The sequence below is a fragment of the Yimella sp. NH-Cas1 genome (genome assembly GCF_022359705.1).
GTDB classification, from domain to species: Bacteria; Actinomycetota; Actinomycetes; order Actinomycetales; family Dermatophilaceae; genus Yimella; species Yimella lutea.
Genome location: NZ_JAKSGG010000003.1, coordinates 833,739 through 845,196, shown reverse-complemented (window position 1 = coordinate 845,196; position 11,458 = coordinate 833,739). Strand labels below are relative to the sequence as shown.

Below are 11,458 nucleotides of genomic sequence, written 5' to 3'. Positions count from 1 at the left end.
GCAGCCGGCCTTTACCCCGTCGACTCGGTGACAGCCGGCTCGGCCGCCGCCGCGACCTCAGGCTCGGGCTCGCCGCCTTCGCCCTCCGACGCGTCCAGGACCTCTGGTTCGTGCGCAGGCTCGAAAGGCTCGATGGCAAGGCTGGCGGCGAGCCCGTGGCCGGTGGGCGAGATCTGCAGGCCGAGGTGATTGTTAAGGAACGCCTCGAACGAGGCGAGCGCCATCGCAGCGTCGGCAGCGACGGCGGGGGTCAGATTGGTGGTCAGCCAGTCCTGCCGAGCGGCCGGGCTCAGAAGGTCCAGGGAGAAGGCCTGGCTCACGGTCTCGATGAGCTGGGGCAGGATCGCGTATCGCCACACCGCCAACTCGGTGTCGTCGTAGCTGGTGCCCTTCGTGGACCAGATCCGTCCGAGACCGCGCACCGTGCTTGAGTAGTCGGTCACCGAACGCGCCTTGTGTTCGGCGAGTTGGGTCTTGGCGGCGTCGTGCGGGATGTACTCGAGCTGCACCTCGCCGACGCCGGTCGGCGTCCAGACAGTGATGCCGTCGGTCATGTCCCTGAACGGGATCCCGGTGTTGTTCCCGCCGAATCGGACGTTGCCGCTCGTCGGGTTCTCCAACTTGACCTTCGGGTAGGTGGCGCCGTTGTACCGGATGTCCAGCTCGGCTTCGGAGCCCCGGATGTCGAGCCGGGTGTCGACCCCCACAGCTGCGAGGAGGGCGTTGGCGAACGGCTTCGTGGTCTGGAGCTGGCCCCAGGTAACACACCCTTCGTTCACCTCCATCCAGAACTGGAAGCGCCCTGGCTTTGCGGCGATGTCGAACAGGTAGCTGTGACCCAGCATCGAATCCGGGCCCAGGGCATGCCTGAGCGCGCCGTTGAGGCTGTCGAGTGCCGCGGCCGATCGCTCGACCGCCGGTCCAGCTCCGGGAAGCGCGGCCGTCAGGGCGGTCGTGAGCGGAGTGCCAGAGAGTGGTTCGACACGGACGAACGCGAACCGGCGTCGCAGTGCGGCGTCGAGCGGGGCGATCGACCGGTCGGAGGTGTTCATCGTTCCGAGGACATACAGGTTCGACGGCACACCAAGCAGCTCGTTGGAATACGGCAGCTGGGTCGTGACGCCGTTCGACCAGCACGCCTCGTGCTTCTTGTCCGTTCGGGTGCACGCCGGATCGTGTTTGAGGCGCTTCGATGCCTCCAGGGAGAGCAGCAGGTCGCCAAGCACCTTGGAGACGTTCGCACGGTTCACCTCGTCGAGGAGGACCAGGAAGTCCTTACCGGGTTCAGCTCGCGCGGCGCCGATCCAGGTGCGAAAGACACCTGGCCTGAGCTCGAACCCGCGGGGCTTGCTGTCGGGGTCCGTCGGGTCGGAGGCCGAGGGGTTGTAGCGAATACCCTCGACAAACTCTTCGTACGTGGTGCTCGGGTGGAACGTGATGCCCCAGGACCCGTTGCCGTTCGCTGGTTTGCCGTCCGTGCCTGTGCCGATCACTCCGGGCCACTTCCTCGCAATCTCGGCCACTGAGTATGACTTCCCAGTACCAGGGGGTCCCTCGAGGATGACGTTCTTGAACACTTTGAGAGCGGCGATGGCCTCATCTGTCGTTGACATCAGCGCCACCTCCCAGCCGGATACTCACGACGGCAATCTATCTATGCTGCTCTCTTCGCGGTGGGGAAACCGGCTGGCAGAACCTGAGGCTCTCCCCCTGTCTGTCCCCGACGACGCCGGCAGGTCTCGCGCCCCGGCAGGTCTCGCGCCCCGGCAGGTCTCGCGCCCCGGCGGGACGCGCGCACCGTGACCCGCATGACGGCCCTCGCCCTCATCTGGCTGTCCGCGGCACTCTGGGCGACCGCTCCGGCACAAGCGCCGGCCTCGCCGATCCCGACCGGCGCCTACTCGCGGGGCCTTTGAGAAGCCGCGGTACCCCTGGGCCGCGGGGCATCGCGGGGTCGACCTGCTCGGCAGCACCGGTGCGGCAGTGCTGGCGGCCGGCGCGGGCACGGTGACCCACTCCGGGGTGATCGCCGGCCGCGGCACGGTGACGGTCACCCACCGCGACGGACGCCGCACCACCTACGAACCGCTCGACGACCGCAGCGCGGTAGGCACCTCGGTGGCCGGCGGCCATCGCATCGGCACGCTCGCCGCCGGTGGGTCGCACTGCGCCCCGCGCAGTTGCCTGCACTGGGGCCTGCTGGTCGGGCCGCGCGACTACCGCGACCCGCTCACCCTGCTCGGATCGACCCGGGTGCGGCTGCTGCCGGTGCCGTGAGCAGGGTGGTCGCTACGCCTTGGCGGCTGCGGACGGCCACTGGTTCGGCGTGCAGCCGTCAAGACCCAGTGTCTGCTGGCTCATGATCGGTGCGGGCTTACCCTTGGCCGGGCACTTCTCGTGGAGGTGACCGAGCAGGTGGCCCACCTCGTGGTTGACCATGTACTGCCGGTAGGCACCGAGGTTCGTGCCGTAGAACTCCACCCCGTTGACCCAACGCCAGTAGTTGAGCACCGCGCGCGGGGTGCTCGCGCAACTCGTCCTCCCCTGGGTCGACAGCGGCACGCACAGCTTGTCGACGGTGCCGGGTGAGGCGAACGTGACGACGACGTCGGGCTTCTTGCCCGCCTTCACCTGGGCTTGGTCGAGATGCACGAACCGCACCGTGTCGACCCGCTGCCAGCCCTGCGGTGCTTGCAGCACCGCCTGCACCGCCGCCGCGAGCGCCTTGCCGTCGGCCCGCAGCCCGTGTTCGACCTCCACGGTGTAGGAGACGACGCGTCCGCCACCGGTGCTGTCGGGTCGGGGCACCGCGAAGACGGTGAACTTGCCGTCGCCGTTAGGCACGGCTGTCTCCGGCCGCTGGTTCGTCGGACTTGGCGGAGTTGTCACGGTGAACGGCGTCGCGGACGGTGTCGTTGCCTGGGCGGTGCCCGTGCTCGATCCGGCGGCCGCCCCGGACGTCGAGAACACGCTTTCGCGCACCGAGGCGGATGCCGCGGCCGTCGCGCCGTCGGTCGGTGCGGCCGCCTCGTCGACGACCCCCACGGTCGAGCCGCCGAACAACCGGGAGACACCGAACACGAGGCTGAGAGCCACCACACCGGCGAGCACGCCGGCCACCGACCGGCGCCGCCGGAACATCGCTTGTCGACGTTCCCAGTCACGCCGGCGGGCGAGTTGGGCCGGAGTGGGACGCGGTGCTCGCTGCTGGGGTCGGCTGCCGGGGCGGCTGTTCGGTTGGTGCTGGGGCCGTCGCTGCTCAGGCACGAGGGTGCGCCTGACTGAACGAGCGCCGCAGCCGCTCGACCGAGACGTGGGTGTAGACCTGCGTCGTCGCGAGGCTGGAGTGACCGAGCATCTCCTGCACCATCCTCAGGTCGGCGCCGCCCTCGAGCATGTGGGTGGCGGCACTGTGCCGCAAGCCGTGCGGGCTGAGTTCGGGGGCGTCGGGCACATGTCGTAGGAGGTTCTCGAGCGAGCGCCGCACGGTGCGCGGATCGACGCGGGCGCCGCGTCGGCCGAGGAACACCGCCGGCCCCGACGTCGCGGTCGCCAGTTGCGGGCGGCCGGTGTCGAGCCAGGCGTCGAGCGCGCGAGCGGCCGGCCGGCCGAACGGAACGATGCGTTCCTTGTTTCCCTTACCGAGCACCCGCACAACCATGCGCTCCCGGTCGACATCGTCGATGTCGAGGCCGACGAGTTCGCCGATGCGCAGACCGCTTGAGTAGAGCAGTTCGAGGGCCGCTCGGTCACGCAGGTGCACCGGGTCGGCGTCGTCGGCGGCGACCGCCGCGACGTCCATGAGTTCGCCGGCCGTCGACTGACGCAGTACCCCGGGGAGCGTCTTGGATTTTTTGGGAGACTGCAGCCGTAACGCCGGGTCTTGCGCGAGCGCGCCCCGTCGCACCGCCCACCGGAAGAACGCGCGCACGCTCGTCGCACGCCGCGCGATGGTCGACTTCGCCGCGCCGGCTTCGTCCATCGACGCCAGCCACGAGCGCAGGTCGGCCAGAGCGACGTCGTCCCATCGGTCGACGCCCCGCTCGGCCAGGAACCCCGACAGCGCCTCCAGGTCGCCGCCGTAGGCCCGCACGGTGTGGTCGGACCGGTTGCGCTCGACCCGCAGATGGGTGAGGAAGTCCGCGACGAGGTGCTCGTCGGGCGCGCTGCTCATGATCGCAACTTAGTGCCGACGCACCGTTCCGGCCGGTAACGCCGCACGGTTCAGCTACGGGGAGGCAACAGCACCGCCTACAGGGTGTCTGCAATCCATCCGACGAACTGCTCGTGCGACCAGCCGAGGCCGTCGAGGAGCGTGGCTGGGAGACGGTCGGCATCGACACCGTGCACCGTGCCCTCGACGCAGCGGCCGAGAACAACGCCGGCCTCGACAACGCCACCTTCGCGGAGGTCGACGTCACCCGACTCCAGGACGCGGGGCTCGGCACCTTCGACTCCTTCCTCGACATCGGCTGCTTCCACGGCCTGTCGCACAAGCCGTTGCGCAGGGCGGCGCCGATGTTCTACCGCTTCTCGTTGAACTGAGTATGCGCTGACCCGCAGACCGAGCGCCTACGAATTTCGTTGTGGCCAAACATTGCCGCGACTTGACCTGGAGCGCGCTCCAGGGTCTTGGCTCGTCGTCATGTGGATTCTCCTGCTGACGCCCTTCGCGCTCATCGCCCTGTCTCAACTGGTCGCCCTTGTCGCCCTCGCCCGCGAGGCATCGGGCACCGGTCTCGACGCCGTCGCCCTCGGCGCGCCCGCGGTGGCCTACCTTTCCGCGGCCGTTCTGAGCCTCGCGGCGGTCGTGCTCGCCGGGCTTCCCGACCGATCGGCGGGCGGTGGGCCGCGCGAGGCGTTGATCGCACTCGCCGTCATCGCAGCCGCCCTGGTCTGCGCCGCACCGCTCCTGTGGGGTCGCACCATCGGCGCGTTCCACCTGAGCCACCACGTGGTGCGGGCGACGCTCGTCGCGGCCGCTCTCGTGTTGTACTCATGGTATGTCGCTGCCCATCGGTGAGGTGTCACGCCGCAGCGGGCTCAGCGCCGATGCGCTGCGCTACTACGAGCGCGAAGGTCTCATCCCCGCACCGGACCGGACCCTCGGCGGCGCTCGCCGCTACGAGGAGTCGACGCTCGACCAGTTGCAGGTCATCACCGCCCTGCGGGAGGTCGGCTTCAGCTTGGAGCAGGTGCGCGGGATGCTGGCGGCCAAGACCGAGACCCGCAGGGTGCGCGAGCGGATCGACGCCGCGCGGGACGCGATCGACCGACTGGAGGCGGCGCTGGAGGAGAAGGAGCGGATGCTCCTTGGTGCCCGGGCCCGGTTGACGTCGTGGCGGGCCGAACTCGACTCCGGCGAACCGTGGCCCGACACGCCGCTCGACTGCGGTCCGGACGCAGCGACCGACGCAAAGACCGACATCGAGTCAGTCGTGGACAGCGCGCTCACTGACCGGCCCGGGTGAGGCGCCACCCTTCGTCACGTTGTTCGACCATGCCGAGCGCCCGCAACTCCCCCAACCCGGCGAGCACCTCGCCCACCTCCAGGCCGGCCCGGGCGACCAGGACGTCGACGCTGACGGAACGACCGGTCGGGAAGGCGTCGCGGGTGCGACCGGCAACCTCCGACAACAGGTCGAGCATCGTGTCCTGCTCCCGTTTCGGGTCGAGGGCGGGCACGCTCAGCGGGCCGAGCAACTCCAGCACGTCCGAGGCGTCCGACACCAACACCGCGCCTTGGCGGATCAGTTCGTGGGAGCCGGCGCTGGTCGCGGAGGTCACCGGTCCGGGCATCGCACCCACCGGGCGCCCGAGATCATTCGCGTAGCTCGCGGTGTTGAGCGATCCCGACCGCAGACCCGCTTCGACCACCACCGTGCCGCCGGTGAGTGCCGCGATCAACCGGTTGCGAGCAAGAAACCGGTACTTCATCGGTGTCTGTCCCGGCGGATACTCCGATACGAGGACGCCGTCGTCCCGGATGCGGTCCAGTAGGTCGCGGTGCGCCGCTGGGTAAGCACGGTCAAGCCCACAGGCGAGCGCGGCGACTGTCGCCGATCCCGAGCCGAGTGCTCCCTCGTGGGCTGCGGCGTCGATCCCGAATGCCGCACCCGAGACCACTGTGACGCCGTTGCTGCTCAGTTCGGCGGCCAGGGTCCGCGCGAGCGTGCTTCCGTACGGCGTGGCCGCCCGGGACCCCACGATCGCGACCGAACGGGCGACCAACTGATCGAGCCGTCCGTGCCCGCGCGCCCACAGACACCAGGGAGGCACGGCCAGATCTTCCAGGCCGGTCGGCCATTCGTCGTCGCCGGGGAAGATCGGTCGCATTCGCAGGCACCTTGCGGCGTCCAACAACCGATCGAGTTCGAGTTGTTCGATGCGTGCACGGCACCGTTCGAACGGTCCGCCGAGACCGTTCTGCACGGTCGTCCACGCGTCCTGGGCCGACAGGCCCACCAGCTTCGGAGTGACGACGCGATCGAGCGGTTCGACAGCGATGTTGAGCCGCAGCCTTGCCTCGCGTTCGGCAGTCAGGTGCCGCATTTCGGCGTCGAGCGACTGCCGGTGACCGGACTCGGTACTCATGCCGCCTCCTGTGCCGACCGCAGACCCAATGCCTGCATGAGATGTGGCGCCTGCGGGCGATCAGCGCCGGCGAGGTCGGCGAGTGTCCAGGCCAGGCGCAGGCAGCGGTCGTAACCGCGCAGCGTGAGGATCCCGCGGTCGAGCTGATGGTCGAGCGGCCGCGTGACCTCCGCGGGTAGTCGCCAGCGCCCGGACCGCAGGACGGCCCCGCTGACCGAAGAGTTCGTCGTCTGACCTTCGCTCGCCCAGCGTTCGCGCTGTCGCCGTCGCGCGACCTCCACCCGTTCGGCGATCACCGCGGAGGGTTCCTGGGGCGGCGCGTTCTGCACCTTCGTCACTGCCTGGACCTGCAACTGCACGTCGACACGATCCATCAACGGGCCGGACAGCTTGTTGCGGTAGGTACGCAGAATCGTTGCGGTGCAACGACATCCACGGGTGAGGCCAAGGCCGCACGGGCACGGATTGGAAGCGAGGATCAGTTGGAAGCGCGCCGGGTACTTGAAGTAGCCCGCCGAACGCGCCACCTCGACCATGCCCGACTCCAGCGGTTGGCGCAGCGCGTCGAGCACCTCCCTGGAGAACTCCGGGCACTCGTCCAGGAACAGCACTCCACCGTGTGCGCGACTGATCGCGCCGGGCCGCACTTTCTGCGTGCCTCCGCCGACCATCGCCGCCATGCTCGCGCCGTGGTGGGGCGCCACGAACGGGGCGCGGCGCACCAACTCGCCGTCCTTCAACGCGCCGAGCACCGAATGGATCGCCGTCACCTGCAGCGCGGTCTCCTCCGGCAGTGGCGGCAGGATGCCGACCAGCCGCTCGGCGAGCATTGTCTTGCCGGCTCCGGGAGGCCCGACCATCGCAAGGTTGTGTCCGCCGGCGGCGGCGACCTCGATCGCGAACCTGGCCTCTGGCTGACCGATGACGTCGGCCATGTCGTGCACAGCGCGATCACCCCGCTTACGAGGGGCCGGCACGTCCGGCAACGGCGGGAGCGGCCGCCTCTTGTACACACACTGGTAGCGCTCGACGATCTGGGCCAGGGATGACGCCGGTACGACCTGGATCCCGCTCACCAGACTGGCCTCGCGCGCATTGCCCACCGGCACCACGACGGCCGAGACGCCGTGATCACGTGCTGCAAGCACCGCCGGCAGCACGCCCGCGACCGGACGAAGCATCCCGTCGAGTCCGAGCTCACCGAGGTGCACAATGTCGCGAATCACGCTGGGATCCAGTGCTTTTCGTGTCGCCAACACGGCCAACGCGATCGCGAGGTCGTAGCCGGATCCTTGTTTGGTCAGCGCCGCCGGCGAGAGATTCACGGTGATCTTGTCCCGCGGGAGCAGGAGCGTGCTGTTGGCCGCAGCAGCTTTGATCCGGTCGGGAGCCTGCCGGCATGCGCTGTCGGGCAGACCGATGATCCCGAACGCCGGCTGCCCGGGGCTGGTGAAGGCCTCGACCTCCACGACCGTGCCGTCGATACCGTTGACGGCAACACACAGCGTCCGTCCCAGAGTCATGCGATGTCCCGCAGGTGCTCGAGGTCGACGACGCTGCCGTCGACCAACACGATGCCGATCAGATCGACTCGCACCTGTCGGGCGGACAGACGTTGCTGTGACAGGTACATCCGCACGAGGCGGTGCAGCCGATCGATCTTCGCCTGCTTGACGGCTTCGACGGGCCGTCCGAAGTAGGCGGTCGTCCGGGTCTTCACCTCGACGGCGACCACGCATGCCTCGGCCTGGTCGTACGCGATCAGATCGAGCTCACCGGCAGGGCACCGCCAATTGCGTTCGACCACGATCCAGTCGAGTGATCGCACGTAGTCGGCGGCGATCTCCTCGCCTTCTTCCCCCAGCGACCGACGGTGCCGGGTCATTTCTTCGCTCATCAGCTCACCTCCGACGGTGAGCCTGCGACGACGCCCGAGAACGGGCGAACGCTCAGTGGCGGGCTGTGGACAACCCGGTACTCAGATCGAGGCTGTGGATCACTCCGGCATCTGCAGGTCGCGGGGCGGGAGTTCCTCGACGTTGACGTCCTTGAACGTCAGCACCCGCACGTTCTTCACGAAACGCGCCTGTCGGTACACGTCCCACACCCACGCGTCGTTCATCCGGACGTCGAAGAAGACCTCGGCGCCTTCGCCGCGCACCAGCACGTCGACCTCGTTGCACAGGTAGAACCGACGCTCGGTCTCCACGACGTGCGTGAACAGACCGACGACGTCGCGGTACTCGCGATAGAGCTGGAGTTCCTGCTCGGTTTCGTACTTCTCAAGATCCTCAGCGCTCACGCGCCCTCCTTCACGCTGGTGCGCTCCACTGTAGGCGTGCTGTCGCTGCCGGCGTAGCATCCGTCAAGCACCTGATCGGCTTGAGTGAATCGGCGCCAGGAGCGGCGGTGCAACTCACACGGCCCGTGCTCATCGAGTGCGGCCAGGTGGTCGGGCGCGGAGTAACCCTTGTTACCGGCCCAGTTGTAATGCGGGTGCTGGTCGTGCAGGGCGACAAGGATCGAGTCGCGTTCCACCTTGGCCAGCACGCTTGCAGCTGCAACGGACGAACACTTCATGTCGGCCTTGATCATCGTCCGTACCGGGGGCGCGGGCGGCTGATCACTGACCAGAGCCAGCAGTCCTTCCTGGCGTGGGTCGGTCAACCAGTCGTGGTTGCCGTCCAGAATCACCAGGTCGGGCACGATCGTCAGTTGCGCGAGCGCGCGGCGTCCGGCCAACCGTAGTCCGGCGATGATGCCGATCTGGTCGATCTCGGCCGCACTGGCGTGGCCGACGGCGTGTTCGAGTGCCCAACGCCGCACTCGCGGAACCATCGCGTCACGGGCGCGCGGGCTGAGCAGCTTGCTGTCCTTCACGCCGGCGGGTGCGGTGCGAGTGCGCTCGTCGATGACGACGACTCCCACCGACACCGGTCCGGCCAGCGCTCCGCGTCCGACCTCGTCCATTCCGGCGAGCACCCGGTAGCCCTCGCGTTGCAGCGCCCGCTCCGCTCGCAGGCTCGGCTTGCGGCCGACCGTCACTTGTTCGGCACCTTCTCGAACGTCGCGGGGTGGGCATCGACACTCTGCATCCGTGTCAGCGGCCAGGCGACGGCCACGACCTGTCCGGTGATGTCGGACTCGGGCACCGACCCCGTGCTCCCGGTGCCGTCATCATGACCGCGGGAGTCGTAGGAGGAGTCCCGGTTATCGCCCATGACCCAGATCCGGTCCTTCGGGACGGTGACCGAGAAGTCGGTCTGGCAGGGCTTGACTCCAGGCTTGAGATACGGCTCGTTCAGCGTGACGCCGTTGACCTTCATCTTCTGGCCGGAACACGCCACCTCGTCGCCGGGCAGGCCGATGAGCCGCTTGACGAGGTGCTGAGCGCCACCCGGAAGGATGCCGACGAAGGTCAGGCCGTCCTTGACGACCCGCTTCACGGCGTTGCTGCTCTCGGGCGGCGGGGGTCCCCAGGTGGCCGGCTGGGAGAACACGACGACGTCGCCGCGATGCAGGTCGGAGTGTTGCGGGGTGAACTTCGAGACCACGATGCGGTCACCGATGTCGAGGGTGTTCTCCATCGACTGCGACGGGATGTAGAACGGCTGCGCCACGAAAGTCTTCACCAGGAACGACAGAGTCAGCGCGATGACCGCGACCACGATCGCTTCCTTCAGGACGCTGGCCTTACCGCGCTTGTGCTGGGCATCCTGCTTTTCGGGAACTTCGCCGGGCGCGTAGGAATCATCGATCTTGGCGTCGTCCGGGGTGCTACGCGAGGTGTCGTGCGGGTCGTTCGCCTTCGCGGAGTCCGCGGAGTCGTTCGTCATGAATTCGGCACCTTGTCGAAGGTCGAGGAGAAATTGCTGAGCCCACCCATTCTGTCCAGTGGCCAGACGATTGCAACTGCCCGCCCCGTGATCGAGTCGATCGGGATCGAACCCTGCAGGCCGCCGGATTCCTCATCGTGCGCACGGCTGTCGCTGGAACCGCTGCGATGGTCGCCCATCACCCAGGCTCGACCCTGTGGGACGACGATGTCGAACGGCTCGTCGCAGGCTTCGTCTCCCGAGTAGAGGTAGGGCTCGGAGACCGGCTGCCCGTTGATCTTCATGCGTTCACCCGGCACGCAACTCACCGAGTCACCGGGAAGTCCGATCAGCCGCTTGATCAGGTGGTCGTCGCCCTCCGGGTAGAGCCCGAAGAACTGCAGCGGCTTCACGATCGCGTTGGCGATGGCACTGCGCTCGACGTTCGGCGACTCGAGCCAGTTCTCGTCGTCGGAGAAGACAACGACGTCGCCGCGCTTGAGATCGAACGGTCCGGGGGTCAATTTGCTGACGACCACCCGATCGCCGCGGACGAGGGTGTTCTCCATCGAACCCGACGGGATCCAGAACGGCTGCACCAGAAAGGTTTTCACGAGCACCGACAGGACGAGGGCAATGGCGACGACGATGCCGAGTTCACGCAGGAGGGACCGTGGACGACTCGACTTCTTCTCGCGCCCGAAGCGGCTCTTGCGGGGTGCCGCGGGGCCCGGAAGCCGTCCGACCTGGTTCGGTTCACCTCGCTTGGTGAGCTCCGCCAGTTGTTCGCGGGAGATGGACTCGGTCGCCGATACGTCCGGGTCCTGGGGACGCGGGAGCCGCCCGACCTGCTCGCGTTGCCCGTGTCGGCGCAGTTCGTCGAGCTCGTCGGCCGAGATGGCATCTGTCTGTTGGACCGATGAGTCCTGGGTGTTCGCCTTGAGGCGATTCAGGTCGGCACGAGAAAGAGCACCGGTGACAGCGTCGTTCGTCTTGGATTTCGACTCCTTGCGCGGCAGGCGGAACTGACGGTCATTCATCGTCCACAC

Annotated in this window: 13 protein-coding genes and 1 pseudogene; 4 read left to right on the top strand and 10 right to left on the bottom strand. The window is 68.1% G+C overall.

Going from position 1 to position 11,458, the window contains the following annotated elements; all coding sequences use genetic code 11:
* Nucleotides 1-11 precede the first annotated feature (11 nt).
* Nucleotides 12-1,613 (bottom strand): AAA family ATPase, encoded by a 1,602-nt coding sequence (locus MF407_RS04430; protein ID WP_239701461.1) that lies wholly within the window; start codon nucleotides 1,611-1,613, stop codon nucleotides 12-14.
* Nucleotides 1,614-1,953: 340 nt separating this feature from the next.
* Between MF407_RS04430 and MF407_RS04425 the strand changes: the two are divergent.
* A pseudogene (locus tag MF407_RS04425) lies at nucleotides 1,954-2,277 on the top strand (peptidoglycan DD-metalloendopeptidase family protein); the annotation flags it as partial.
* Nucleotides 2,278-2,289: 12 nt separating this feature from the next.
* Here MF407_RS04425 and MF407_RS04420 read toward each other — a convergent pair.
* Entirely contained in the window at nucleotides 2,290-3,267 is a 978-nt protein-coding gene (locus MF407_RS04420) for a DUF3152 domain-containing protein (RefSeq protein ID WP_239701459.1), read from the bottom strand.
* A complete protein-coding gene (gene xerC, locus MF407_RS04415; RefSeq protein WP_239701458.1) occupies nucleotides 3,260-4,174 on the bottom strand; it encodes a tyrosine recombinase XerC in 915 nt (304 codons plus the stop codon). The genes MF407_RS04420 and xerC overlap by 8 nt, the downstream gene beginning before the upstream one ends.
* A 113-nt stretch (nucleotides 4,175-4,287) precedes the next feature.
* On the opposite strand from xerC, the gene MF407_RS04410 reads away from it, so the two are divergent.
* From MF407_RS04410 to MF407_RS04400, 3 genes are all read left to right on the top strand, one after another.
* Nucleotides 4,288-4,545 (top strand): hypothetical protein, encoded by a 258-nt coding sequence (locus tag MF407_RS04410; protein ID WP_239701457.1) that lies wholly within the window; start codon nucleotides 4,288-4,290, stop codon nucleotides 4,543-4,545.
* A 100-nt stretch (nucleotides 4,546-4,645) separates the two neighbouring features.
* On the top strand, nucleotides 4,646-5,023 hold the full coding sequence (locus MF407_RS04405; protein WP_239701456.1) for a hypothetical protein: 378 nt from the start codon (nucleotides 4,646-4,648) through the stop codon (nucleotides 5,021-5,023).
* Complete coding sequence (locus MF407_RS04400; RefSeq protein ID WP_239701454.1) at nucleotides 5,004-5,471, top strand: MerR family transcriptional regulator; 468 nt, start codon at nucleotides 5,004-5,006, stop codon at nucleotides 5,469-5,471. Before MF407_RS04405 ends, MF407_RS04400 begins: the two co-directional genes overlap by 20 nt.
* Here MF407_RS04400 and dprA read toward each other — a convergent pair.
* The 7 genes from dprA to lepB (MF407_RS04365) all read right to left on the bottom strand — a co-directional run bounded on the left by dprA (nucleotide 5,452) and on the right by lepB (MF407_RS04365) (nucleotide 11,449).
* Nucleotides 5,452-6,594 (bottom strand): DNA-processing protein DprA, encoded by a 1,143-nt coding sequence (gene dprA / locus MF407_RS04395; protein ID WP_239701453.1) that lies wholly within the window; start codon nucleotides 6,592-6,594, stop codon nucleotides 5,452-5,454. The genes MF407_RS04400 and dprA overlap by 20 nt on opposite strands.
* Entirely contained in the window at nucleotides 6,591-8,117 is a 1,527-nt protein-coding gene (locus MF407_RS04390; protein ID WP_239701452.1) for a YifB family Mg chelatase-like AAA ATPase, read from the bottom strand. Before MF407_RS04390 ends, dprA begins: the two co-directional genes overlap by 4 nt.
* Complete coding sequence (locus tag MF407_RS04385) at nucleotides 8,114-8,491, bottom strand: YraN family protein (RefSeq protein ID WP_239701451.1); 378 nt, start codon at nucleotides 8,489-8,491, stop codon at nucleotides 8,114-8,116. Before MF407_RS04385 ends, MF407_RS04390 begins: the two co-directional genes overlap by 4 nt.
* A 99-nt stretch (nucleotides 8,492-8,590) precedes the next feature.
* Nucleotides 8,591-8,896 carry a DUF2469 domain-containing protein gene (locus MF407_RS04380; protein WP_115922624.1) on the bottom strand — a complete coding sequence of 102 codons (306 nt, stop codon included), beginning with the start codon at nucleotides 8,894-8,896 and terminating at the stop codon, nucleotides 8,591-8,593.
* Nucleotides 8,893-9,639 carry a ribonuclease HII gene (locus MF407_RS04375; RefSeq protein WP_345770826.1) on the bottom strand — a complete coding sequence of 249 codons (747 nt, stop codon included), beginning with the start codon at nucleotides 9,637-9,639 and terminating at the stop codon, nucleotides 8,893-8,895. The genes MF407_RS04380 and MF407_RS04375 overlap by 4 nt, the downstream gene beginning before the upstream one ends.
* Entirely contained in the window at nucleotides 9,636-10,430 is a 795-nt protein-coding gene (lepB, locus tag MF407_RS04370) for a signal peptidase I (protein ID WP_239701450.1), read from the bottom strand. Before lepB (MF407_RS04370) ends, MF407_RS04375 begins: the two co-directional genes overlap by 4 nt.
* Nucleotides 10,427-11,449, bottom strand: coding sequence for a signal peptidase I (gene lepB, locus MF407_RS04365; protein WP_239701449.1), 1,023 nt, complete (start codon nucleotides 11,447-11,449; stop codon nucleotides 10,427-10,429). Before lepB (MF407_RS04365) ends, lepB (MF407_RS04370) begins: the two co-directional genes overlap by 4 nt.
* Nucleotides 11,450-11,458 lie beyond the last annotated feature (9 nt).

What these genes read in the sequence shown, in the direction of transcription:
- MF407_RS04430 (WP_239701461.1), bottom strand. Translation starts at nt 1,613, where the DNA reads ATGTCAACGACAGATGAGGCCATCGCCGCTCTCAAAGTGTTCAAGAAC.
- xerC (WP_239701458.1), bottom strand. Translation starts at nt 4,174, where the DNA reads ATGAGCAGCGCGCCCGACGAGCACCTCGTCGCGGACTTCCTCACCCAT.
- MF407_RS04405 (WP_239701456.1), top strand. Translation starts at nt 4,646, where the DNA reads ATGTGGATTCTCCTGCTGACGCCCTTCGCGCTCATCGCCCTGTCTCAA.
- MF407_RS04400 (WP_239701454.1), top strand. Translation starts at nt 5,004, where the DNA reads ATGTCGCTGCCCATCGGTGAGGTGTCACGCCGCAGCGGGCTCAGCGCC.
- dprA (WP_239701453.1), bottom strand. Translation starts at nt 6,594, where the DNA reads ATGAGTACCGAGTCCGGTCACCGGCAGTCGCTCGACGCCGAAATGCGG.
- MF407_RS04390 (WP_239701452.1), bottom strand. Translation starts at nt 8,117, where the DNA reads ATGACTCTGGGACGGACGCTGTGTGTTGCCGTCAACGGTATCGACGGC.
- MF407_RS04385 (WP_239701451.1), bottom strand. Translation starts at nt 8,491, where the DNA reads ATGAGCGAAGAAATGACCCGGCACCGTCGGTCGCTGGGGGAAGAAGGC.
- lepB (WP_239701450.1), bottom strand. Translation starts at nt 10,430, where the DNA reads ATGACGAACGACTCCGCGGACTCCGCGAAGGCGAACGACCCGCACGAC.
- lepB (WP_239701449.1), bottom strand. Translation starts at nt 11,449, where the DNA reads ATGAATGACCGTCAGTTCCGCCTGCCGCGCAAGGAGTCGAAATCCAAG.